Below are 21,365 nucleotides of genomic sequence, written 5' to 3' on the forward strand. Positions count from 1 at the left end.
TTCCGGCAGGTGAGAGCGGGCTCACCCGGAGGCAGGTCAGCCGGTGGCGGCGGGGGCCGGGGTGTTGCCGCCCGGCGCCTCGGCGGCGATGCACCAGTCGGCGCCGTCGCGGGTGACCGTGAACAGCAGCGGCCGGGTGAGCGTGCGGGAGCTGGCGGCGACCGAGACCGACGCGCTCACCTCCTGGCCCCGGGGACCGGAGCGGATGTCGGTGATCTCGGCCCGTGGCACGGTGAAGTGGTCGGCGAAGTCGCCGTTGGGGCCGGTCGCGGCGGCGTCGAAGCTCTCCTGGAGGGCGGCGCAGAGCTGGCTGCGCCCGGCCGCGACGTCCTTGGCGGTCATCGCGTCGAGGTAGGCCTGCACCCGCTCCCGCGACTTCGTGGTGGCCTCCTCGGCCGGGGCCCGCCCGGGCTTGGTCGCCGGGTCCTCCTCCTCGCCGATGCCGCAGCCGAGCAGGACGAGGGGAAGGGTCCCGAGCAGCACGGCGCCCGCCGCGAGCCTCCCGCGCGTCGCGCGCATCGCCACCTCCGTCGCCGTGGACATCGAGCCCGTTGAGCGGCGAGTCTGTCACATCGACACCTGTGCCCGGACGCCGCCGCGCCCGAACCGTTGGCCCCCCGTACGCGACGTGCCCGTCACCGAACGCCACCGGGCGCCCGACCGGGCCGACGCGGGACGCTCCCCACGTCGACCCGGGCACAGCGGGCGGGGAGGGACCGGTGCGTGGTCCCTCCCCGCCGTGTGGGTGGTGCGTCGGCACTCGGCTCAGCCGAGACCGCCCTTGATGGCGCCGATCAGTTCGCCGTTACCGGTGTCACCGGAGAGCTCCCAGAAGAAGGCGCCACCGAGGCCCTGGTTCTTCGCGTACGTCATCTTGCCGTTGATCGTGGAGGGGGTGTCGTAGCTCCACCAGTTGCTGCCGCACTTGGCGTACGCCGTGCCGGCGACGGTGCCGGTGGCCGGGCAGGTGTTCTTGAGGACCTTGTAGTCCTCGATGCCCTGCTCGTAGGTGCCCGGGGCGGGGCCGGTGGCGGTGCCACCCGGGGCGGTCTGGGTCACCCCGGTCCAACCCCGGCCGTAGAAGCCGATGCCGAGCAGCAGCTTGTCCGACGGGATGCCCTTGCTCTTGAGCTTCTGGATCGCCGCGTCGGACCAGAAGCCCTGCTGCGGGATGCCGGCGTACGAGGTGAGCGGGGAGTGCGGGGCGGTGGGGCCCTGCGCGTTGAAGGCGCCGAAGTAGTCGTACGTCATCGGCATGATCCAGTTGAGGTGCGTCGCGGCGCCGGCGTAGTCGGTGGCGTCGATCTTGCCGCCGTTGCTGCCGTCCGCCGTGATCGCGGCGGTGACCAGCGCGGACGAGCCGAACTTCGACCGCAGTGCGCTGACCACGTTCTTGAAGGCGTTCGGGCCGCTGCTGTCGCAGGTGAGCCCGCAGGCGTTCGGGTACTCCCAGTCGACGTCGATGCCGTCGAAGACATCCGCCCAGCGCGGGTCCTCGACCAGGTTGTGGCAGCTCTCGGCGAACGCGGCCGGGTTCTGCGCGGCCTGGGTGAAGCCGCCCGACCAGGTCCAGCCGCCGAAGGACCAGATCACCTTCAGGTTCGGGTACATCTTCTTGAGCTTGCGCAGCTGGTTGAAGCTGCCGCGCAGCGGCTGGTCCCAGGTGTCGGCGACGCCGTCGACGCTGTCCGCCGCGGTGTAGGCCTTCTCGTAGTCGGCGTAGCTGTCACCGATGGTGCAGCGGCCACCGGTGGTGTTGCCGAAGGCGTACAGGATGTGGGTCAGCTTGGCGGCCGAGCCGCTGGTGTGGATGTTCTTCACGTGGTAGTTGCGGGCGTAGACGCCCCACTGCGCGAAGTAGCCGACGACCTTCTTCCCGCCCGGGCCCGGCGGCGGGGTGGTGGGCGGAGGCGTGGTCGGCGGCGCGGTCGTGGGCGGCGCCGTGGTCGGCGGGGTGGTGGTGGGCGGCGCGGTGGTGGGGGGCGGGGTGCCGCCGCCGCACGGCGCGCCGTTGATCGTGCAGTTCAGCGGGGCCTTGTACGCGCCGGTGCCGTTGTAGCCCCAGCTGAACGAGGCGCCCGCCGCGATCGGGCCGCCCCAGCTCTTCTTGACCGCGACGTAGTGGTCGCCGGTGCGCGTGACGTCGGCGTCCCAGGAACTGCTGATGCTGGTGCCCGACGGCAGGTCGAACTCGATGCGCCAGGTGCTCACCGGGGCGCTCGTCCCGTTGGTGACGGTCACCCGCGTCTCGTGACCGGTCCCCCAGTCCTGCGCCTTGGCGAACCCGGCGGTCACACTGCCGGCGCCGAACGCACTGGCCATCGGGACCGTGGCGGCGGTCACCGCCATCACGGCGCCGACCCAGAGGGCCCGGCGGAGCGATCTCTTCATGCGGCGTCTCCCTAAACAGTTAGGAAACTTTCCAGATTGATGGTGAGACGCTACTCACGCCGTCATCCCTTCGTCAAGATGTGCATGTATCGATTTCGGCTGGGAGCGCGACCAGCCTCCCGGCCACCGCCCTCGGCGACGGCCCGGCGGCCGGCCCGGCGGCCGGCCCGGCGAAGGCCCGGTGGCGGCGCGAGCGGCGGCCCGGTGGCGCGCGTAGCCTCGGCCCATGACCGTCTTCGACACCCGGATCGACGCCCTGGCCGGAGGCCCGGCCGACCTCGCGCAGTACCGCGGACGCGCGCTGCTGGTGGTCAACGTCGCCTCGCGCTGCGGCCTCACCCCGCAGTACGCCGGCCTCCAGGCGCTGCACGACGAGTACGCCGACCGCGGCCTGGTGGTGCTCGGCGTGCCCTGCAACCAGTTCGCCGGCCAGGAGCCGGGTACCGCCGCCGAGATCAGCGACTTCTGCCAGGTCAACTACGGGGTGACCTTCCCGCTGACCGAGAAGGTCGACGTGAACGGCCCCGGCCGCCACCCGCTCTACGCGGCGCTGGTCGGCACGGCCGACGCGGAGGGCCACGCCGGCGACGTGCGGTGGAACTTCGAGAAGTTCCTCGTCGCCCCGGACGGCACGGTGGCGGCCCGGTTCGCGCCCACCGTCGAGCCCGGCTCGGCCGACCTGCGCGCCGCGATCGAGAAGGTGCTGCCCACGGCCTGACGGCACCCGCCTCGATCGTCCCCCTGTGTGTCGAGCGGACTACGATCGGCGACACCCCGGAACGGTCCGGGCGGAGGGGGTCGGGATGTTCTTCGCGGTGCAGGGGATGCTCGCGCCGGGCCAGGTCCCGCCCGACCACCACGTCAGCATCCAGCGCCCGCTCGACGCCGGCCGGGTCGTGCTCGACGCCGCCGTGCCCGACGACGTGCTGCGCGACCAGGGCCGCCTGCGCCACCTCCCGCCGGCTCCCGAGCACCTCGACGGCCCGGGACGGGACCGCTTCGCGCTGGCGCACCTGCTCGGTCGGGTCGCCGACGCGACGTCCTACATCCGGATGTCGCCCGAGGACCTGCCGCCGTTCGTCTGGGAACTCTTCGCGGCGGCCAGGCCGGTGGTGTTCGTCTGGACCGACCCGACGACCGGCGTACGCGTCGAGCGGGTGGTGGCGGCGGTCCGGCGCCACGGCGATCCGGACGGCCGGACGGGGCACACCACGCCCGGCCCCCGCCGGCCGTGACCCCGCCTCAACCCCCGACGGCGGTGGCCCCGGTCGGGTCGGCCAGCGCGGCCCGGATCGGGGCGAGCGCGGCGGCGAACTCGTCGAGCTCCCCGGCCTCGTCCCAGAGCTCGGCCAGCTCGGACCCGTCGGCGAGCACCCGGTCCAGCGCCCGCAGGGCCAGCGCCGGCAGCTCCGCGGAGAGCGTGAGGCGCCCGCCGGCGGTGAGGAAGTCCGGCGCGTACGCCGAGTCGACCGCCGGGCCGCCGGGAAGGTGCGCGGCGACCACCGCCGACGCCGCGACCCCCCTGGCACCGGGCCACGAGTCCAGGAAGTCGCCCTCCCCCGCCGCCTCGCGCAGCGCCTGCTCCACCAGCAGGGGCCGCCGCTCCGGCGACGCCTCGTCGAGGCCGGCGCACCAGTCCGCCGCCACGTCGTTGTCGAACGGCCCCGCCGCCCACGTGCCCATCGCACTCCCCGTTCCGTGTTCGCAAGTGGAGGCAGGCTAGCCGCCAGGACCGACATCGGCCCCGCCGCGACGGCGATGCGGCCGTCCGGCAGGCGTTGTCCCGAAGCCGGCCCCCCGGACCCGGGCCGGCAGTACGTTGGGCGGACGGGCCCGCGGACCGCTCCCGCCGGCCGGCGACCCGCACCGTCGGCCGGTCGACCCACCGACGCACCGGGCACCGGGCACCGGGCACCGGGCACCGGGCGGAATTGTCGACCACACCGGTGGGGAATACCGTCACCGCGAACGAGGTTGGGAAGCGACATGACAACTGTGGGACTGATCGGCAGTGGACACATCGGCGGCACGGTGGCGCGGCTGGCGGTGGCCGCCGGCTACGACGTGGTGCTGAGCAACTCGCGCGGCCCGGAGACCCTCAAGGATCTCGTCGAAGAGTTGGGCCCGCGCGCCCGGGCGGCCACGGTCCGGGAGGCCGCGGAGGCCGGCGACCTGGTGGTCGTCACCATCCCGTTGAAGGCGTACCGGGACGTGCCGGTCGAGCCGCTCGCCGGCAAGCTGGTGCTGGACACCAACAACTACTACCCCGAGCGGGACGGCCGGTTCCCCGAGCTGGACTCGGGCTCCACCACCAGCAGCGAGCTGCTGCAACGGCACCTGCCGCGGTCGCGGGTGGTCAAGGTGTTCAACAACATCTTCTTCAAGCACCTGCACGCGCTGGCCCGGCCGGCCGGCGCCGACGACCGCAGCGCGCTGCCCGTCGCCGGCGACGACGCGGGCGCGAAGGCGGAGGCCACGGCCTTCCTCGACAAGATCGGCTACGACGCCGTGGACGCCGGGACGCTCGCCGAGAGCTGGCGCTACCAGCCGGACACCCCGGCGTACGGGACCATCTACTCGGCCGATCCGGCGGACTGGGAGCGCGAGGCGCCGGCCGACGCCGCCAGGGTGCGCGCCGCGCTGACCGAAGCCACCCGCTGAGCGGTCGCGCCACCGCCCCGCCGGTCGCACCGTTCGATCGGTTCCTGCGTCGCCGTCGCCACGGGCGGTGCGGTCGGCCGGGGCCGGGCTAGGCTGCGACCGTGCAGCTCACCACCGTGGACGACATCATCACGGCCGAGAGGCGCATCGAGGGGCGGGTCGCCCGCACGCCGCTGCTGCCCTGCCCCCGCCTCGGCGACCCGCTCCGGCTCGACCTCGCGGTCAAGGCGGAGAACCTCCAGCACACCGGCAGCTTCAAGGTGCGGGGTGCGCTGAACGCGCTGCTCGCCCGCGTCGAACGGCAGGGGGCGCCCGCCGGGCTGACCGCCTTCTCCGCCGGCAACCACGCGGCGGCCGTGGCCTTCGCCGGTCGCGCCTTCGGCCTGCCGACGGTCGTCTGCATGCCACCGCACGCGGTGCCGACCAAGATCGAGGCGGTCCGACGGTACGGCGGCGAGGTCGTCCTCACCGACGACCTGGTGGGCACCTGCCAGGCCCTCGCGGCGGAGCGCGGCTACCACCTCCTGCACCCGTTCGACGAGCCGGACGTCATCGCCGGCCAGGCCACCGTCGGCAGGGAGATCCTGGCCGACGGCCCGCCGCCGGAGCTGGTCCTCGTGCCGATGGGCGGCGGCGGGCTGATCAGTGGGGTGGCGTCGGCCGTCCGGGCGGCCGCCCCCACCGCCCGCGTCGTCGGGGTCGAGCCGGCCACCGCCAACGCGGTCGGCCACGCGCTGCGCACCGGCGGCGACGCCCTCGCGGTACGGCCGACGTCGATCGCCGACGGGCTGGCGGCGCCGTTCGCCGGGCGGCACACGCTGGCGCACGTCCGCGCGCTGGTGGACGAGGTGGTCGAGGTGTCCGAGGAGGACATCCGGGCCGCCTGGTGGGAGTTGCTGGACGCGACGAAGCTCCTGGTCGAGCCGTCCGCCGCCGTCACCCTCGCCGCGTTGCGGGCCGGCCTGGTCGACGCCGCGCCGGGCACCCGTACCGTGCTGGTCCTCAGCGGCGGGAACGTCTCCCCGGCCATGCTCGCGTCCCTGGCCTGAGCACCACCGGCGCGGGTGACGGGCCCGGCCCGCCTCCCCGCCACCGCCCCGGGCGGGGCGACCCCGTCCGCGGCTGATCAGACCGGGCGGCGGCCGGCGAAGCCGCACTCCACCCGGTGGTACCAACGCACGTCGCTGTCCCCCTCCAGCCAGCACCAGAGCACCGGCCGACCGTCGCGCTCGCCGGGGAAGTCGAGCAGCACCGGCGCGATGCCCTTGACCTGGATGTCGTGTGAGTGCAACTCCTCGACGAGGGCGTGCAGCCGCGCCTCCAGCCCCTTGACCTCGGCCAGCCCGCCGAGCGGGCTGACGCCCCGGTCGGCCAGGTCGACGCGCAGCTCGGCCAGGTCGGCCCGCAGCCGGATCAGCTCGTCGACGCGCGGGCGCAGGGTGGCGATCAGGTGGCGGGCCTGGGCGAGGGTGAACACCGGGCCAGTATGGAGCACGGCCGGACCGGTGGGGTCCGCACACGCGCCGCCGGGTCGGCAGGTCCGACAGCGCCGCCGGCCGGACGTCGACCCCGGCTTTGTAGCTAACCTTCCTTGACGGGGCATCAACGTGTAGCTAAGTTTCGACCAAACCGAGGGAGGTCGACATGGAGCGAAGGAAGTTCCTGGCCGGAGCGGGTGCGGTGACGGCGGGCGCGGTCGCGGCGACGGCACCCGGCGCGGCCGGTCACGCCGCGCCCGGCATCCGCCGCGTGGAGACCGGGCTCGACGTGCTCGTGCGGTCCGACTTCGCCGAACTCGCCGGCCAGCGGGTCGGGGTGATCTCGAACCCCACCGGCGTGGACTCGGCCTACCGGCACCTGGTCGACCTGATGCACGCCTCCGGCACGGTGCGGCTGGCCGCCGCGTTCGGTCCCGAGCACGGCTTCCGCGGCTCGGCGCAGGCCGGGGGCAGCGAGGGCACCGGCATCGACGCCCGCACCGGGATCACCGTCTACGACGCGTACGGCGCCTCGCTGGCCAAGTGGGAGACGATGTTCACCCAGGCCGGCGTCGACACCGTCGTCTTCGACATCCAGGACGTCGGCGCCCGCTTCTACACGTACATCTGGACCATGTACACCTCGATGATGGCCGCCGCCCGGACCGGCAAGCGGTACGTGGTGCTGGACCGGCCGAACCCGGTCGGCGGCCGGGCCTACGGCCCGATGATGACCGCCGGCTACACCTCCGGGGTGGGGCTGAAGGAGATCGTCCAGCAGCACGGGATGACCGTCGGCGAGCTGGCCCGGTTCTTCAACGCCGAGTTCCTGCCCGCCGAGGCCGGCCGCCAGGTGGACCTGCACGTCGTGAAGTGCCGGCACTGGAAGCGCGACAAGCTGGCCGCCGACACCGACCTGCCCTGGGTGCTGCCCAGCCCGAACATGCCCACCACGGACACCGCGCTGGTCTACCCCGGCACCGGCCTGTTCGAGGGCGTCGCCTCGCTCACCGAGGGCCGGGGCACCTGCAAGCCGTTCGAGCTCATCGGCGGGTTGGCCCAGGACTTCGACTACCACTGGTCCGACCGGCTCAACGCCCGCGAGCTGCCCGGCGTCGAGTTCCGCGAGGCGTACTTCACGCCGACGTCCGCCGGGCAGAAGCCCGCGCTGCTCAACAAGCTCTGCGCGGGGGTCGAGGTCAAGGTCGTCGACCGCGCGACGTACGACCCCATCCGCACGGCGGTCGCGATGCTGGTGGAGGCGCACAAGTACGAGGCGTTCGCGTGGCGGCGCGACTCGTGGGACGCCGTGCGGCCGTACTGGATCGACAAGCTGACCGGGTCGCCGCGACTGCGCACGATGATCGACGCGGGCGCCGACGTGGACGACGTGGTCGGCGCCTGGGCCGACGAGCTGGCGGACTTCGACCGCCGCCGCAAGCCCCACCTGCTCTACCGGTGACTCAGGCGAAGACCCAGCTGACGGCGGCCAGGACGAGGTAGGCGACGGGGACCGAGCAGGACGGCACGAGAGCGGCCAGTCGTCGACGCCTCTCGCCCACCCGCGGTGCTCCCGGCACGGGGGCGAAGGGGGAGGTGACGAGGTCACCGTCCCCGTCGCATGCCAACTCCCGGTGCTCGACGAACGCCAGGACTCCGACCACCACGAACAGCCCGAGGGAGAGCGCCGGGGCGGGAAGGGTCAGTACGGCCGGCAGGCCGAGCCGGCCGGCGGCCGCTGCCCCCACGGCGACGAGGGGCACCAGGGCGGCCAGGGGAAGACCGACCGCCAAGGGGTGACGCATCAGGGGCGACAGCAGCTTGGGCAGGCTCAGGAGCACGAGCAGGAACACCCCGAGGCAGGCGAGCTGGACCGCGTTGTAGCTCAGCCGCTCGCCGCGCGCCCACGGGGCGACCGCCGCGGCGCCGACGAGCATTGCCAGCACCTGTGCGGCCGAGAGGACCGTGATCTTCCAGACCCCCGACACGGGCTCCGGTGAGCCGCTCTCGTGGAGCTGCCTGGCGTAGTCGGTCGGATCCCCGAACGCCTCCGAGGGTGTCTCGCCGGTCTCGGCGCAGTGGGCTTCGACCTCGCCCAGGTGCTCTCCGATCACGGGACCGGGCACGTCCCGGAGCCGTAGCTCGATCACGAAGTCGTCGCACCACTTCTGGTGGGCCTGCACGAACGGGCGCTGCCAGACCTCTCGGGACCCGGCCGGGGTTCGGGGGGTGGTGTTCACGGCGTCCTCTTCTCGGAGCTCCGGGGGTGGGGCAGTGACAGGTCGTCGCCGGTGTCGCCGGTGGAGAGGTGGTTGCCGACCCTGGTCGCGAACGCCTGCCACTGGGCGAGGCCCTGCGCCAGCTCCGCACGGCCGGTCTCGGTGAGCGTGAAGTACTTGCGGCCCGGGCCACCGTCACCGGCTCTCCATTCGGCGGTGACGAGGGCGTTCTTCTCGAGGCGGGCCAGCAGCGGATACAGGGTTCCGCCCTTGATCTCTCCGAAGCCCGCTTCGACCAGCTCGGCGGCGATCGCGTACCCGTAGGTCGGACCGGCGGCCATGATCCGTAGGACACACAACCCCAGGACTCCGCGGAGCCACTCGCTGGGCTGGGTGATGGCGTTCATGCCTAGATAGTGCCTCTACTCAGACAGTCTGTCTAGCCGGACATCAGCCGCCTCCATACGCCCCACCGGCGCTCTCGGCGGCCGACACGCGCCGGGCTGCCCTCAAGGTGGTGACGCGCCCGGAACACCACCGTGCCGCCGTACGTCGACTCGATGGCCGCACAGGGCGATTGATGAGCGCGGGTTCTCGTACAGGAACGCAAGGAGCGCGAACGGGCGGCGCGCGAGCGCCTCATCGTGGCGACTGCCCGCGAACTCGCCGAGCAGCAGGGCTGGGACGCGGTCACGACCCGCCGGCTCGCCGAGCGCATCGAATACAGCCAGCCCGTCCTCTACAGCCACTTCCGCGGCAAACGCGAGATCATCGGCGCCGTCGCCCTCGACGGCGCCGCCGAGATGGCTGCGGCGCTGCGGGCCTCGACCTCCGCCGCGGACGGCCCGCGCGCCCGGGTCACCGCCCTCGTCCGCGCCTACCTAGACTTCGCCGCACGCAACCCGGCGGTCTACGACGCCATGTTCGAGCTCGACGGCGGCCTGGCCTTCGCGAGCGAGGACACCCCACAACCTCTCAAGGACGCCTTCGCCGCCCTGCTGGAAAGCCTCGGCGAGGTCGCCGGGGACGGCGTCCACCCGGCACTGTTCACAGAGGTGTTCTGGGCGGCCCTGCACGGGCTGGCCACCCTGACCCGAGCGGGACGGCTACCGCCGGAGGACACCGAGCCGAGGGTGGAGCTGCTGGTGGACCGGCTCGCCGTGGTCTGACACACCATCCCGGCGGGCATGCGGCCGGGGCCCTCGGGCCCCCGCCGCCGCCTGCCTACGGCATCGCTTCCGGTCACTCGCGCCCACACGGCGCAGCCGCAGATCGCCGGGCCCACACCTAGACGGGCACCCGCCCCGGAAGCTGCGATGCGCATTGATGACGACCCGATACGCGCCCTAACCGGGCCGGTCCGCGCCGCCCAGAATCGGCACCACGGGCCGGCTGCGCCACGGGCTCCAGAGAGCCCTCGGGGGCGGCCGACGCCGAAGAAGTCAGTCGGCCTGGGCGGCCAGCTCGCGGGCCCGGTCCCGGGCCGCCTCCAGCGCGGCGAGCAGCGCCGCGCGTACGCCGTGCTTCTCCAGCTCGCGCACGGCGGAGATGGTGGTGCCGGCCGGCGAGGTGACCGCCTCGCGCAGCTTCACCGGGTGCTCGCCGGAGTCGCGCAGCATCACCGCCGAGCCGATCGCGGTCTGCACGATCAGCTCGTGCGCGACCTGCCGGGGCAGGCCGAGCAGGATGCCGGCGTCAATCATCGCCTCGACGAGCAGGTAGAAGTACGCCGGCCCGGAGCCGGAGAGCGCGGTCACCGCGTCCTGCTGGGACTCGGGCACCCGGACGGTCGACCCCAGCGGCTTGAACATCTCCTCGGCCAGCGCCAGGTGCGTGCCGGTGGCGTGGGCGCCGGCGGAGATCGCCGTCATCGCCTGGTCGACCAGGGCCGGGGTGTTGGTCATCACCCGCACCACGGGCGTGCCCTCGGGCAGCCGGCGGTTGAAGAAGCTGGTCGGCAGGCCGGCGCAGAGCGAGATGACCAGCTTGTCGGCGGGCACCTTCGGCCCGATCTCCGCCAGCAGCGTCGCCGCGTCCTGCGGCTTGACCGAGACGGCGAGCACCTCCGCCTCGGCCACGGCGGTGAGGTTGTCGACCACCCGCACCCCGTAGCGGGCGGTCAGCTCCTCGGCGCGGGCGGGTCGGCGGGCGGTGGCCAGCAGCCGGTCCACCGGCCAGCCCGACCGCAGCAGCCCGGAGAGCATCAGCTCGCCGATCTTGCCGGCCCCGATGACCGCGACCGTGTGCACCGAACCCGCCATCGCCGTCGTACCCCCTCGCCGTGAGCCGGCGTCGCGGCGGGCCGGGCGGCCCGCCGCGACGCCGCGGATGGATCAGCTGCCGAAGAAGACCTCGGCCTCGGCGTACCGCTCCAGCGGCACGGTCTTCAGCTCGCGGGTGGCGTCGGCCAGCGGGACGCGGACGATGTCCGTGCTCTGCATGGCGACCATCTTGCCCCAGTCGCCCTCGTGGACCGCGTCGATCGCCTGGAGGCCGAGCCGGGTGGCGAGCACCCGGTCGAAGGCGCTCGGGGTGCCGCCGCGCTGGATGTGCCCGAGCACGACGGTGCGGGCCTCCTTGCCGGTCTTGGCCTCCAGCTGCTCGGCGAGCCACTGGCCGATGCCGCCCAGGCGGACGTGGCCGAACGCGTCGAGCTCCTGGTTGTGCAGGACCATCTGGCCGTCCAGCGGCTGGGCGCCCTCGGCGACCACGACGATCGGGGCGTACTGGTGCTGGAAACGCTTCTCGACGTAGCCGGCGACCTGCTCGACGTCGAACTGCCGCTCCGGCAGCAGGATCACGTTGGCGCCGCCGGCCAGGCCGGCGTGCAGGGCGATCCAGCCGGCGTGCCGGCCCATCACCTCGACCACCAGGGTGCGGTGGTGGCTCTCGGCGGTGGTGTGCAGCCGGTCGATCGCCTCCATCGCGATGTTGACGGCGGTGTCGAAGCCGAAGGTGTAGTCGGTGGCGCCGAGGTCGTTGTCGATCGTCTTCGGCACGCCGATCACGTGGACCCCGAGCTCGTGCAGCTTGGTGGCCACGCCGAGGGTGTCCTCGCCGCCGATCGCGATGAGCGCGTCCACGCCCTGCGCGGCGAGGTTCTCCTTGATCCGCTCGACGCCGTTCTCGATCTTGAAGGGGTTCGTCCGGGACGAACCGAGGATGGTGCCGCCGCGCGGCAGGATGCCGCGGACCTCCGCGATGCCCAGGGGGCGGGACAGGCCCTCCAACGGGCCCTTCCAGCCGTCCCGGAAACCCACGAACTCGTGGCCGTAGCTGGCGACGCCCTTGCGGACCACCGCCCGGATGACCGCGTTGAGACCTGGGCAGTCGCCGCCGCCGGTGAGCACGCCGATACGCATGATCTGCTCATCCTCCTGGAGCATCAGGTGTAGCCCGATTTGCCCCAGGATATGTGTCGAATCAGACCATCGGCGCCGTTGCCGGCCCGGGGCGGGCCGTCAGTGCGCACTGTAGTCGTCGCTGGCGCACGTCGACACCGCGCCCCGGGCCGGTCCCACCGGCCGGTCGGCCTACCGGTCAGTAGCTGACCTCGTGGTTCTCCCCCGCCTTCGGCGGCTTGCCGGTCACCGCCGCCTTGGCGTAGCCGAACAGGTTGACCACGGTGCTCGACGGCGAGTCCCAGTACTCCGCGGAACTGGCGTGCACCTTGACCAGGGTGAGCCCGGGAGTCTCCAGCCCGTCCGGGAACCATGCCTTGAGCACCGGGTTCCACAGCTCCTCGGCCTTCGCCCGGTCGTACCCCTCCCGGGCGGTGCCCGAGACCGACACCCACGCGTTGCGCCGGGAGTCGGAGAAGGAGACGTTGACCTCCGGGTTCACGCGGATCTGCCGGACCTTGGCGGAGTCGGCGTACGCGAAGAACCACAGGTCGCCGTCGAACTCCGCCTCCTGCAGGCCCATCGGACGGCTGACCATCCGGCCGTCCACGGCGGTCGTGGTGAGCATGCAGATGCGCGCCTCCCGGACCAACTCGGTCACCCGGCGCCGGGCCTCGGCGGCGTTGGTCGGTTCGTTGCTCATGGGACTCTCCCTCACATCGGCTCGACGTCGCACCGGTGCCCGGGACAGAACCGACCAAACCTACGAACCGGTCATCGCCCGCCACCGGGCCAGGTTGTGCCGGGCGTCGACCAGCGCGTCGTGGCGTGCCGCGTCGGCGTCCGGCAGCGGCGGCCGGCCCCGGTCGTCCCAGAGTTGACGCAGGTCCTTGGTGAACCGGGGGATCTCCCGGGGCAGCGCCGGCATGGCGCCCCACAGCTGGGCCAGGGCGACGTGGTCGTACGCGGCGTACCAGGCCCAGAGCTCCAACTGCTCGCCCGGGCGGTCGCGGACCGGCTCGACGAGGAAGTCGTACAGCTCGTCGCGGATGCGCTCGCGGGAACGCCAGGCGCGGTTCGCCGGGGAGGGCAGCTTGTCGAGCACGTTGCGGCGCACCCAGGGCACGGCCCGCGAGTCGTCGAACTCGGTCGAGACGGCGTAGAACTCGCGGCCGTACTCGTCGACGACGCCGATCGACACCAGGTCGACGAGCCGGCCGTCCTCGATGAACTCGCAGTCGTAGAAATAGCGGTAGACCATCACCGGTCATCCTCGCCCACGCCCGCCGCAGCCGGGCCACCGGGGCGGCCGGACGCCGCCCGTCACGCCGGTCGCCGCAGCTCGGGAGTGTCACGGAAGTGATTTGAGGGGTGTACAGCAAGCGACCGGACCGTCATGATCTGATGTGTACCGCTACCGGACGCCGAACCGGTGTCAGTTCACCTCGTCGAGGGCCTTCAGGTTCACCCGGTGAGCGAGTTGTGGTCCTTGACCGGGGAGGGGTTGGGCCGTGGAGATGCGCCTTCCGGAGCCGGGTGACGCGCTCACGGGTGTGGAGATGTTCGCCGGGCTGGAGCCGGAGGTCCGGCAGCGGGTGATCGCCGCGGCGGTCCCCCGCACGTACCGCAAGGGTCAGTTGCTCTTCGTCGAGAACGACCCCGGCGAGTCCCTCATCGTCCTGCGTCGGGGCGCGGTCGCGGTCTTCCGCACCGCGCCGACCGGCGAGCGCGCGGTGCTGTCGGTCATCCGTCCGCCGGACGTGCTGGGCGAGGTCTCGCTGCTCGACGCCTCCACCCGCTCCGCCTCGGCCGAGGCGATCGAGGACTGCGCCGCGCTCGCGCTGTCCCGGGGCGCGTTCATGGAGCTGGTGCACTCCAACCCGCGCATCCTCGACGCGGTGATGCGCTCGCTCGGCGGGCTGATCCGCCGGTTGACCGAGCAGAACGCCGACCACGTCTTCCTGGACCTGCCCGGCCGGGTGGCCAAGACCCTGGTCCGGCTGGCCGGCGAGAGCCAGGCCCCGATGATCACCATCGAGCTCAACCAGAGCCAGCTCGCGGAGATGGCCGGCGGCTCGCGGCAGAGCGTCAACCAGGCCATCGGGTCGTTCGCCAACCGGGGTTGGCTGCGCACCGAGGGCCGGCGGATCGTGGTCACCGACGTGGCGGCGCTGCGCCGCCGCGCCGGCATGAGCGAGCGCTGAGGCGTACGCGAAAAAGGGCCGGAGCGGCTGCTCCGGCCCTTTCGTGCGTGGTGTCAGGGAGTGTTGCTGCCCGGCCCGACCCAGTTGGTGCTGCCCGGCCCGACCCACTCCGTGCCGTCCTTGCCGCCACCGGACTGCTCGCTGACGATCCCCTGCGCCTGGAGCGCGGCCAGCGTGGCGGCGTCCACGTCGACGGAGTCGCCCGCGAGGTGGCTCACCCCGTTGCCGTCGGTCCAGTCGCTCTGCAACATCACGTACACCATCGGGAATCCCCCTGTGGTCAATGGTCGACATTCAGCCGCCTGACTGTAACCGCAGGACCGGCCGGTGGACTGTCCACAAGCCAACAGCCCGGTACCCGACAGCTGGACAGACGGCGATACTGACACCGGAACGGTGCCGCCTCCGGCACCGGCGGGATCGCGAGTGGAGGGTGTCATCGCCACGCAGTGTGACCGCTGTGGACGCACGGCCGCCGCGGGCGACCGCTTCTGCGGCGGCTGCGGCAACGAGCTGGGCGCGGTCTGTCCGCACTGCCTGCGCCCGCTCGCCCAGGACGTGGCGTTCTGCACCTCCTGCGGCGCCGCCCGGCCGGGCAGCGAGCGGCAGCCGGCCCCGCAGGAGGACCGCCGCCGGGTCAGCGTGCTCTTCGTCGACCTGATCGACTTCACCCCGTACGTCGAGCGGGCGGACCCGGAGCTGGTCCGCGGCATGCAGACCGGGTTCTTCTCGGCCGCGCGCCGTGTCGTGGGGCAGTACGGCGGGGTGGTGGAGAAGTACATCGGCGACGCGGTGATGGCCCTGTTCGGCGCGCCCGTGGCGACCGAGACCGACGCGCTGCGCTGCGTACGGGCCGGCCTGGAGCTGCAACGGGTGCTGACCCGCTTCGCCCCCACCGGCGCGGACGCGCTGCGCTTCCGGGTCGGGGTGGCCACCGGCGAGGCGCTTGTCGACGTGGCCGCCGCCCGCGACGGCGGCCAGGCGATCGTGGCCGGCGACGTGGTCAACACGGCCTCCCGGATGCAGTCCGTCGCGCCGCCCGGCGGGGTGCTGGTCTGCGGCGTGACGCACGCCCTCACGCGGGACGCGATCCGCTATTCGGAGCAGCCGCCGGTCATCCTGCGCGGCCGGTCGACGACGACCGAGGTGTGGCTGGCCCTGTCCCCGGTGCGCCGGCAGTCGACCGACCGGCAGCCCGACGTCACGCCGCTGATCGACCGCGAACACGAGCTGGGAATGCTGGTCAACGCCCTGCACCGGTCGTTGCGCGACCGGCGCCCGCAGGTGGTGACCGTCTTCGGCCGGGCCGGTCTGGGCAAGAGCCGGCTGGTCCGGGAGCTGTACCGGCACGTGGACCGGCTGGTCGACGAGCCGCTGACCTGGCGGATCGGGCGGTGCCCGCCGTTCGGCGAGAACGTGACGTTCGCGGCGCTGGCCGACATCGTCAAGTCCGAGGCCGGCATCCTGGACACCGACCCGGCGTCGAGCGCCGCGCAGCGGCTCGCCTCGGCCGTCGGCGAGCTGGTCGGCCCGGGCGAGCGGCAGCGCCTCGTCGACGCCCTGCGGCCGCTGGTGGGGCTGCCGGGGACCGCGCTGCCGGCCGAGGAGACCGAGTCGGCGTGGCGGCGTTTCCTGCTCGCCCTGGCCGCCCGCCGGCCGACCGTGCTGGTCTTCGAGGACCTGCACTGGGCCGACGACGCGATGCTGCGTTTCGTGGAGCTGCTCGGCACCGCCGCCCGGGACGTACCGCTGCTGCTGCTCTGCACCGCCCGGCCGGAACTCGTCGACCGGGACCCGAGCTGGGCGGGGACGATCACCGGCTCGGTGACCATCACCCTGCCCCCGCTGCGGGACACGGGCATCGCCGCGCTCTACGCCCACATGTTCGGCCGGGCGGCCTTCTCCGCCGACATGCTCACCCCGCTGATCGAGGTGGCCGGCGGCAACCCGCTCTACGCCCACGAGTACGTCCGGATGCTGATCGAGCAGGGCGCGCTGCGCCAGTCCGTGCGGGGCTGGTCGCTGGAGAAGCACCTCGACCTGCCGATGCCGGAGAGCGTGCACGCCGTCATCGCCAACCGCATCGACCTGCTCGACGCCAAGGAGCGCACGGTGCTGCTGGCCGCCGCCGTGGTCGGCGTGCAGTTCTGGCCGGGGGCCGTGGCCGCCGCGCTCGGGCAGCCCGTCGAGTCGGTGGAACGCGCGCTGCGCCGGCTGGAGCAGCGCGACTTCGTGCACGAGCAGGCCGCCTCGACCATGGCCGGGCAGCCGGAGTACCGGTTCCGGCACGTGCTGGTGCGCGACGTCTGCTATCAGCGGCTGCCCCGCACCGAGCGGGTGGCGCGGCACGAGCGGACGGCGCAGTGGCTGGACATGCTCTCGCAGAGCCGGGACACCGACCTCGCCGAGGTGCTGGCCCACCACCGGTGGGCGGCCCACGAGATCGCCCGGTCGCTGGGCATGGAGATCGGTCGGTTCGCCGGCCCCGCCCGGGCCGCGCTGCACCGGGCGGCCCGCCGGGCGTACGCGCTGCACAGTCTCGACGTCGCGGCGAGCCACGCGGGCCGGGCGCTCGGGCTGGCCGACGACTCCGACCCGGTCGGCCGGCTCCAGCTGGAGCTGCTCAGCACGGAGATCTCCTTCTACCGGGACGGCAACGGCTTCCTCTCCGGGGGCGGCCCCGAGCAGGTGCAGGCGCTCGCCGAACGGCTGCTGGCGCACGGCGACGACGCCTGCGCGGCGCGCGCCTGGACGCTGCTCGGTCAGGCCGCGTGGCTGCGGGCCGACCGGGCCGCCGCCCTGGCCTGCCTGGACCGGGCCGTGCAGCTCTTCGCCCCGCTGCCGGACAGCCCCCAGAAGGCGGACGCCTACGCCGAGCTGGGCCGGCTGCACATGCTGAACTACGAGCGTGATCCGGCGGTCGCCGCGGCCGAACGGGCGGCGGAGATCGGCGAGCGGCTGGGGCTGACCGAGACCCGCACCAACGCCCAGATCACCTCGGCCATCGCCCGCTACCAGGCGGGCGACCGGTCCGGCCTGGACGAGCTGCACGCGATCGTCGAGGTCAGCCGCGCCAACCAGCTGATCGCCCTGCCCCGGGCCATCCAGAACCTCGTCTACGCCGTCTGCGAGGAGGGCGACTGGCTGCGCTCCGACGCCCTGCTCTCGTCGCTGCCGACGCGCAAGGCCAGCGGGCAGACGCTGACCACGAGCTACTCGGCGGAGGCGATGCGTGCCTGGTTCGAGGGCGACTTCGACCGGCTGCTGGCCGCCGCCGAGGCCTTCGTGGACACCCCGACCGGCAGCTGGGACATGCAGGTGCGTGGCCTGCGCTCCTGCCTGCTGGTGCTGCGGGGCGGGCGGGTGCCGCCGGCGCGTTCCCAGGACGGCGCCACCGCGTTCCGCGACGACGTGGCGGCCGCGCTCGACGCCGCGCGGCGCAGCGGCTTCCACCGGCTGCACTGGACGATGCTGGGGATGGGCGCGCTGTGCCGCGCCTTGCAGGGGCACCGGGAGGAGGCGGCGACGCTGATCGACGAGCTGGCCGACTCCTGGTCGGCGGTGCCGGCCCTGGCCAGCGGCGAGTGGATCGCGGCGGCCGGGTACGCGGCCAGCCTCGCCGGGCGGGACTCGGCGGCCCGGGTGCGCGCGATGCTGGACCGGGTGGGTCACCGCACGCCCTGGTCGGAGGCGGCGCGGCGGACGGTGACCGGCGCGCTGGCCGCCGCGGACGGCGACCACCGGCGGGCCGCGGAGCTGCACCTGGCCGGCGCCGAGATCTACGCCGGCATCCCGGACGTGACCGACCGGATGCTGGCGCTGACCTTCGCGACGGTGGAGCTGGAGCGGGCCGGCGAGCCGACGGCGGGCCGCCCGGAGCTGGCCGAGCTGCGCGCGTTCGCGCTGCGCAACGACACCCCCGTCCTGCTGGACCTGGCCCGCCCCCCGACGACCACCGCCGACACCGCGCTGGCCTGCTGACTGGGGCACGCGGGCGGGTGGCCCGTCAGGCGGGGACCGGCTCGCGGGGGGCCGGGCCGGCGGGCGGGTTCTTGGCCTTCTGGGCGTACATGTCGACGTACTCGCGGCCGGAGAGCTCCATCAGCTCGTACATGATCTCGTCGGTCACCGCGCGTTCGACGTACCGGTCACCGGCCATCCCGGCGTAGCGCGAGAAGTCCAGCGGCGGGCCGAACCGGATCCGCACCCGGGCGATCTTGGGGATCAGCTTGCCGGGCGGCTGGATCTCGTCGGCGTTGAGCATCGCCGTCGGGATCACCAGGGCGCCGCTCTCCAGGGCCAGCCGGGCCACGCCGGTCTTGCCCCGGTAGAGCCGCCCGTCCGGCGAGCGGGTGCCCTCGGGATAGATGCCGGCGACGCCACCGGCGCGCAGCACCCGCAGCTGGGTGTCCAGGGCCGCCCTGGCCGCCCGGCCGCCCGAGCGGTCGACCGGGATGGTGCCGGAGCCGACGAAGAACATCTTCGTCAGCCAGCCCTTGAGACCCTTGCCGGTGAAGTACTCGGCCTTGGCGATGAACGTCACCCGCCGCCTCACCACCAGCGGCGTGAAGATCGAGTCGGAGAACGACAGGTGGTTGCTGGCGAGGATCACCGGCCCGGTGTCGGGCACGTGGTGCAGCCCCTCGACCTGCGGGCGGAAGACCAGCCTCAGCAGCGGGCCGAGGAGCACGTACTTCATCAGCCAGTACAGCACCGGCGTCCTTTCCAGAGGTGGTCGCGACGCCGCCGCGTCGCCGCGGGTGGTCGTGGGCATGAGCCTACGAACCCGATGCCGGCCGCCACAACGTGATCCGGCCCGCGGGGCGTGAGCGTCCATCCCGGACGGCGGCAGGCGGGCGGCAGACGGCGACGGGGCCGTGCCGGCAGGCGGGGCGGTGTCGCCCGTCGACGTACCGCCGGCCGCCACGGATACCGCGCAGGGCGACGGTCGGTCGGGACACCCGTCGGCCCCGCGGGAAGGCCGGCGGCACCTACGCTCGGGGGTGTGCGGGTGGCCGAGGCGCAGCGGGGGGCGGGCCGGGCGGCGGGCAGGCTGGTCCGGCTGCCCCGGGCCACCGTGCTGGACCTGCTCATCGGCGTCGCCGTCTCGGTCGTCGTGGCGATGGCGATCACCGCGAACGTGGGCGGCGACCGGGGCCGCGACGTCCCCGCCTACCTGTTCGCCGTCGGGCTCGGCGCGCTCGTGCTCCTGCGCCGTCGCGCGCCGACAGCCGTGCTGGTGGTCAGCGCCGCCGGCCTGGTCGCCTACTACGTGGCCGGCTACCCGCCGGTCGGGCTGGCCCTCCCCCTCGCCGCGGCGCTCTACTCGGCGGCCGAGGCCGGGCAGCTGCGCTGGGCGGTCCTCGTGGGGCTCGGCCTGCTCGTCGTCTCCACCGCGTTCCGCGCGGCGGAGGGCGCGAGCGTCGCGTACCTCATCGGCTTCGAGCTGGCCTCCAGCGTCGCCATCATGGCCGCCGCGGTCGCCCTCGGCGACGGGGTCCGGTCCCGACGGCTGCGGCGCCGGGAGCAACGGTGGCGGCTGCGGCAGCTGGAACGCGACCACGCCCGGGAGGCGGCGCGCCGGGTCGAGGAGGAACGGCTCCGGATCGCCCGGGACCTGCACGACGTGATCGCCCACCACATCTCCGTCATCTCGCTGCACGCCGGCGTGGCCGACGAGGCCCTCGACGACGACCCGGCCGCCGCCCGGGCCGCCCTGGGGCACGTCCGCTCGGCCACCACCCAGGTCGCCCGGGAGCTGCGCACCACCCTCGGTCTCCTGCGCGACCCGGCCGTGGCCGAGCCCCGGCAACCGGTGGCGGGGCTGGCCGGACTGGACGCCCTGGCCGCCGGCGCGCGGGCCACCGGGCTGCGGGTCGCCGTCCACCGGCAGGGCGAGCTGACCGGTCTGCCCGCCGCGGTCGACTCCACCGCCCACCGGCTGATCCAGGAGGCGCTGACCAACACCCTGCGCCACGCCGGCGCGCGCACCGTCGAGATCGACGTCGTCCGCGGCCCCCGCACCCTCGCCGTCGCCGTCCGCGACGACGGCCGTGGGCAGCGCGAGGACGTCCCGCGCGGGTACGGGCTCGGCGGCATGCGGGAGCGCACCGCCCTGCTCGGGGGCACCGTCACCGCCGGCAACCGACCCGACGGCGGCTTCGAGGTACGCGCCGAACTACCCCTGGGAGGGACCACGTGATCCGGGTGGGACTCGTCGACGACCAGCACCTGGTCCGCGCGGGACTGCGTGCGCTGCTGAACCGGGCGCCGGACATCGAGGTCGTCGGCGAGGCGGGCGACGGCGACGCGGCGTACCGGCTGGCGGTCACCGAGCGGCCCGACGTCCTGCTGATGGACGTCCGGATGCCGGGCACGGACGGTATCGAGGCCACCCGCCGGATCGTCGCCGACGAGCGGCTGACCGGCGTACGGGTCGTCGTGCTCACCACGTTCGACACCGACGAGTACGTCTTCGAGGCGATCCGGGCCGGCGCGTCCGGCTTCCTGCTCAAGGACACCGGCCCCGACGAGCTGCGGGGGGGCGGTGCGGATCGTCCGGGCCGGCGAGGCCCTGCTCTCCCCCGCCGTGACGCGACGGGTCATGGCGGCGGTGCGCGCCGGCGGGCGGGAGCCGGACCCGGCCCGGCTGGGCTCGTTGACCGCCCGGGAGCGGGAGGTGCTGGCCGAGGTCGCCGCCGGCCGGTCGAACGACGAGATCGGCGCGGTCCTGCACATCAGCCCGGCGACCGCCCGGACGTACGTGAGCCGGCTGCTGGCCAAGCTGCACGCCCGGGACCGGTCGCAGCTCGTCGTGGCGGCGTACGAGAGCGGCCTGGTGCGGCCCGGATCACCGCCCGACCCGGGCTGACCGGCCCTCGGCGCGTGCGCCGGCACCGGCGGCCCTTCGGGCGGCACCGCCGGCAGGGGCTCCGTTGAAAAACATTCAGCAAGAACGGACATAAATCCCCGGTCGCGACCTGCGACAGGGCCTCTGACTTCGTACGCCGCGCCACAAGGCACTCCCGGAACCGGGTCCGGACGTGTCACGATTCAAGGCACGGCGTGCGG

Annotated in this window: 21 protein-coding genes and 1 pseudogene; 10 read left to right on the forward strand and 12 right to left on the reverse strand. The window is 73.7% G+C overall.

The genetic code is table 11. From position 1 onward, the window contains the following. Positions 1-36: 36 nt before the first annotated feature. Entirely contained in the window at positions 37-519 is a 483-nt protein-coding gene (locus tag ACFHW0_RS01220) for a hypothetical protein (RefSeq protein ID WP_416604852.1), read from the reverse strand. Positions 520-765: 246 nt separating this feature from the next. After that, positions 766-2,391: a glycosyl hydrolase family 18 protein gene (locus tag ACFHW0_RS01225; protein WP_416604854.1), complete on the reverse strand. Its 1,626-nt coding sequence runs from the start codon at positions 2,389-2,391 to the stop codon at positions 766-768. A 226-nt stretch (positions 2,392-2,617) separates the two neighbouring features. Between ACFHW0_RS01225 and ACFHW0_RS01230 the strand changes: the two genes are divergently transcribed. Then, entirely contained in the window at positions 2,618-3,109 is a 492-nt protein-coding gene (locus ACFHW0_RS01230; protein ID WP_416604856.1) for a glutathione peroxidase, read from the forward strand. 85 nt (positions 3,110-3,194) lie between these two features. Next, the gene (locus tag ACFHW0_RS01235) at positions 3,195-3,626 is read left to right on the forward strand and encodes a hypothetical protein (RefSeq protein ID WP_416604858.1); all 432 of its coding nucleotides are present in this window, start codon (positions 3,195-3,197) and stop codon (positions 3,624-3,626) included. Positions 3,627-3,633: 7 nt separating this feature from the next. Here ACFHW0_RS01235 and ACFHW0_RS01240 read toward each other — a convergent pair whose 3' ends face one another. Continuing rightward, positions 3,634-4,074, reverse strand: coding sequence for a DUF4259 domain-containing protein (locus ACFHW0_RS01240; protein ID WP_416604860.1), 441 nt, complete (start codon positions 4,072-4,074; stop codon positions 3,634-3,636). A 75-nt stretch (positions 4,075-4,149) separates the two neighbouring features. Between ACFHW0_RS01240 and ACFHW0_RS01245 the strand changes: the two genes are divergently transcribed. Both ACFHW0_RS01245 and ACFHW0_RS01250 read left to right on the forward strand, forming a co-directional pair. After that, positions 4,150-5,052, forward strand: a complete 903-nt coding sequence (locus ACFHW0_RS01245; RefSeq protein WP_416605235.1) for an NADPH-dependent F420 reductase — start codon at positions 4,150-4,152, stop codon at positions 5,050-5,052. Between the two features lie 101 nt (positions 5,053-5,153). After that, positions 5,154-6,101, forward strand: coding sequence for a threonine ammonia-lyase (locus ACFHW0_RS01250; RefSeq protein ID WP_416604862.1), 948 nt, complete (start codon positions 5,154-5,156; stop codon positions 6,099-6,101). Between the two features lie 77 nt (positions 6,102-6,178). On the opposite strand, the gene ACFHW0_RS01255 is transcribed toward ACFHW0_RS01250, so the two are convergent. Beyond that, positions 6,179-6,529 (reverse strand): DUF2203 domain-containing protein, encoded by a 351-nt coding sequence (locus tag ACFHW0_RS01255; RefSeq protein ID WP_416604864.1) that lies wholly within the window; start codon positions 6,527-6,529, stop codon positions 6,179-6,181. Between the two features lie 167 nt (positions 6,530-6,696). Here ACFHW0_RS01255 and ACFHW0_RS01260 point away from each other — a divergent pair, with 167 nt between their 5' ends. Next, positions 6,697-7,992, forward strand: coding sequence for an exo-beta-N-acetylmuramidase NamZ domain-containing protein (locus tag ACFHW0_RS01260; RefSeq protein ID WP_416604866.1), 1,296 nt, complete (start codon positions 6,697-6,699; stop codon positions 7,990-7,992). 1 nt (position 7,993) lies between these two features. On the opposite strand, the gene ACFHW0_RS01265 is transcribed toward ACFHW0_RS01260, so the two are convergent. Then, positions 7,994-8,770 (reverse strand): hypothetical protein, encoded by a 777-nt coding sequence (locus ACFHW0_RS01265; RefSeq protein ID WP_416604868.1) that lies wholly within the window; start codon positions 8,768-8,770, stop codon positions 7,994-7,996. Then, positions 8,767-9,156, reverse strand: coding sequence for a PadR family transcriptional regulator (locus ACFHW0_RS01270; RefSeq protein WP_416604869.1), 390 nt, complete (start codon positions 9,154-9,156; stop codon positions 8,767-8,769). The genes ACFHW0_RS01265 and ACFHW0_RS01270 overlap by 4 nt, the downstream gene beginning before the upstream one ends. A gap of 237 nt (positions 9,157-9,393) precedes the next feature. Between ACFHW0_RS01270 and ACFHW0_RS01275 the strand changes: the two genes are divergently transcribed. Beyond that, on the forward strand, positions 9,394-9,918 hold the full coding sequence (locus ACFHW0_RS01275; RefSeq protein ID WP_416604871.1) for a TetR/AcrR family transcriptional regulator: 525 nt from the start codon (positions 9,394-9,396) through the stop codon (positions 9,916-9,918). 273 nt (positions 9,919-10,191) lie between these two features. On the opposite strand, the gene proC is transcribed toward ACFHW0_RS01275, so the two are convergent. From proC to ACFHW0_RS01295, 4 genes are all read right to left on the reverse strand, one after another. Continuing rightward, positions 10,192-11,010, reverse strand: a complete 819-nt coding sequence (gene proC / locus ACFHW0_RS01280; RefSeq protein WP_416604872.1) for a pyrroline-5-carboxylate reductase — start codon at positions 11,008-11,010, stop codon at positions 10,192-10,194. A gap of 72 nt (positions 11,011-11,082) precedes the next feature. Continuing rightward, positions 11,083-12,111 carry a 6-phosphofructokinase gene (locus ACFHW0_RS01285; RefSeq protein ID WP_121400914.1) on the reverse strand — a complete coding sequence of 343 codons (1,029 nt, stop codon included), beginning with the start codon at positions 12,109-12,111 and terminating at the stop codon, positions 11,083-11,085. Positions 12,112-12,289: 178 nt separating this feature from the next. Then, complete coding sequence (locus ACFHW0_RS01290; RefSeq protein WP_416604873.1) at positions 12,290-12,793, reverse strand: pyridoxamine 5'-phosphate oxidase family protein; 504 nt, start codon at positions 12,791-12,793, stop codon at positions 12,290-12,292. Between the two features lie 60 nt (positions 12,794-12,853). Beyond that, a complete protein-coding gene (locus ACFHW0_RS01295; RefSeq protein ID WP_089003323.1) occupies positions 12,854-13,351 on the reverse strand; it encodes a polyadenylate-specific 3'-exoribonuclease AS in 498 nt (165 codons plus the stop codon). Between the two features lie 250 nt (positions 13,352-13,601). Here ACFHW0_RS01295 and ACFHW0_RS01300 point away from each other — a divergent pair, with 250 nt between their 5' ends. Continuing rightward, the gene (locus ACFHW0_RS01300) at positions 13,602-14,294 is read left to right on the forward strand and encodes a Crp/Fnr family transcriptional regulator (RefSeq protein ID WP_121400498.1); all 693 of its coding nucleotides are present in this window, start codon (positions 13,602-13,604) and stop codon (positions 14,292-14,294) included. Positions 14,295-14,347: 53 nt separating this feature from the next. Here ACFHW0_RS01300 and ACFHW0_RS01305 read toward each other — a convergent pair whose 3' ends face one another. Next, a complete protein-coding gene (locus tag ACFHW0_RS01305) occupies positions 14,348-14,557 on the reverse strand; it encodes a hypothetical protein (RefSeq protein WP_088999193.1) in 210 nt (69 codons plus the stop codon). Positions 14,558-14,720: 163 nt separating this feature from the next. On the opposite strand from ACFHW0_RS01305, the gene ACFHW0_RS01310 reads away from it, so the two are divergent. After that, a complete protein-coding gene (locus tag ACFHW0_RS01310) occupies positions 14,721-18,275 on the forward strand; it encodes an ATP-binding protein (protein WP_416604876.1) in 3,555 nt (1,184 codons plus the stop codon). Positions 18,276-18,300: 25 nt separating this feature from the next. Here the strand turns inward: ACFHW0_RS01310 and ACFHW0_RS01315 are convergent, their stop codons facing one another. Beyond that, a complete protein-coding gene (locus tag ACFHW0_RS01315) occupies positions 18,301-19,008 on the reverse strand; it encodes a lysophospholipid acyltransferase family protein (RefSeq protein WP_416604878.1) in 708 nt (235 codons plus the stop codon). A gap of 291 nt (positions 19,009-19,299) precedes the next feature. On the opposite strand from ACFHW0_RS01315, the gene ACFHW0_RS01320 reads away from it, so the two are divergent. Together ACFHW0_RS01320 and ACFHW0_RS01325 are read left to right on the forward strand one after the other, a co-directional pair. Further along, a complete protein-coding gene (locus ACFHW0_RS01320; protein WP_416604880.1) occupies positions 19,300-20,496 on the forward strand; it encodes a sensor histidine kinase in 1,197 nt (398 codons plus the stop codon). Then, a pseudogene (locus ACFHW0_RS01325) lies at positions 20,493-21,165 on the forward strand (response regulator transcription factor). The gene ACFHW0_RS01320 and the pseudogene ACFHW0_RS01325 overlap by 4 nt, the downstream one beginning before the upstream one ends. Positions 21,166-21,365 lie beyond the last annotated feature (200 nt).

This window comes from Micromonospora sp. LOL_025 (assembly GCF_048060285.1).
Lineage (GTDB): Bacteria > Actinomycetota > Actinomycetes > Mycobacteriales > Micromonosporaceae > Micromonospora.

What these genes read in the sequence shown, in the direction of transcription:
- ACFHW0_RS01220 (WP_416604852.1), bottom strand. Translation starts at nt 519, where the DNA reads ATGCGCGCGACGCGCGGGAGGCTCGCGGCGGGCGCCGTGCTGCTCGGG.
- ACFHW0_RS01225 (WP_416604854.1), bottom strand. Translation starts at nt 2,391, where the DNA reads ATGAAGAGATCGCTCCGCCGGGCCCTCTGGGTCGGCGCCGTGATGGCG.
- ACFHW0_RS01230 (WP_416604856.1), top strand. Translation starts at nt 2,618, where the DNA reads ATGACCGTCTTCGACACCCGGATCGACGCCCTGGCCGGAGGCCCGGCC.
- ACFHW0_RS01235 (WP_416604858.1), top strand. Translation starts at nt 3,195, where the DNA reads ATGTTCTTCGCGGTGCAGGGGATGCTCGCGCCGGGCCAGGTCCCGCCC.
- ACFHW0_RS01240 (WP_416604860.1), bottom strand. Translation starts at nt 4,074, where the DNA reads ATGGGCACGTGGGCGGCGGGGCCGTTCGACAACGACGTGGCGGCGGAC.
- ACFHW0_RS01245 (WP_416605235.1), top strand. Translation starts at nt 4,150, where the DNA reads ATGCGGCCGTCCGGCAGGCGTTGTCCCGAAGCCGGCCCCCCGGACCCG.
- ACFHW0_RS01260 (WP_416604866.1), top strand. Translation starts at nt 6,697, where the DNA reads ATGGAGCGAAGGAAGTTCCTGGCCGGAGCGGGTGCGGTGACGGCGGGC.
- ACFHW0_RS01270 (WP_416604869.1), bottom strand. Translation starts at nt 9,156, where the DNA reads ATGAACGCCATCACCCAGCCCAGCGAGTGGCTCCGCGGAGTCCTGGGG.
- proC (WP_416604872.1), bottom strand. Translation starts at nt 11,010, where the DNA reads ATGGCGGGTTCGGTGCACACGGTCGCGGTCATCGGGGCCGGCAAGATC.
- ACFHW0_RS01285 (WP_121400914.1), bottom strand. Translation starts at nt 12,111, where the DNA reads ATGCGTATCGGCGTGCTCACCGGCGGCGGCGACTGCCCAGGTCTCAAC.
- ACFHW0_RS01290 (WP_416604873.1), bottom strand. Translation starts at nt 12,793, where the DNA reads ATGAGCAACGAACCGACCAACGCCGCCGAGGCCCGGCGCCGGGTGACC.
- ACFHW0_RS01295 (WP_089003323.1), bottom strand. Translation starts at nt 13,351, where the DNA reads ATGGTCTACCGCTATTTCTACGACTGCGAGTTCATCGAGGACGGCCGG.
- ACFHW0_RS01305 (WP_088999193.1), bottom strand. Translation starts at nt 14,557, where the DNA reads ATGGTGTACGTGATGTTGCAGAGCGACTGGACCGACGGCAACGGGGTG.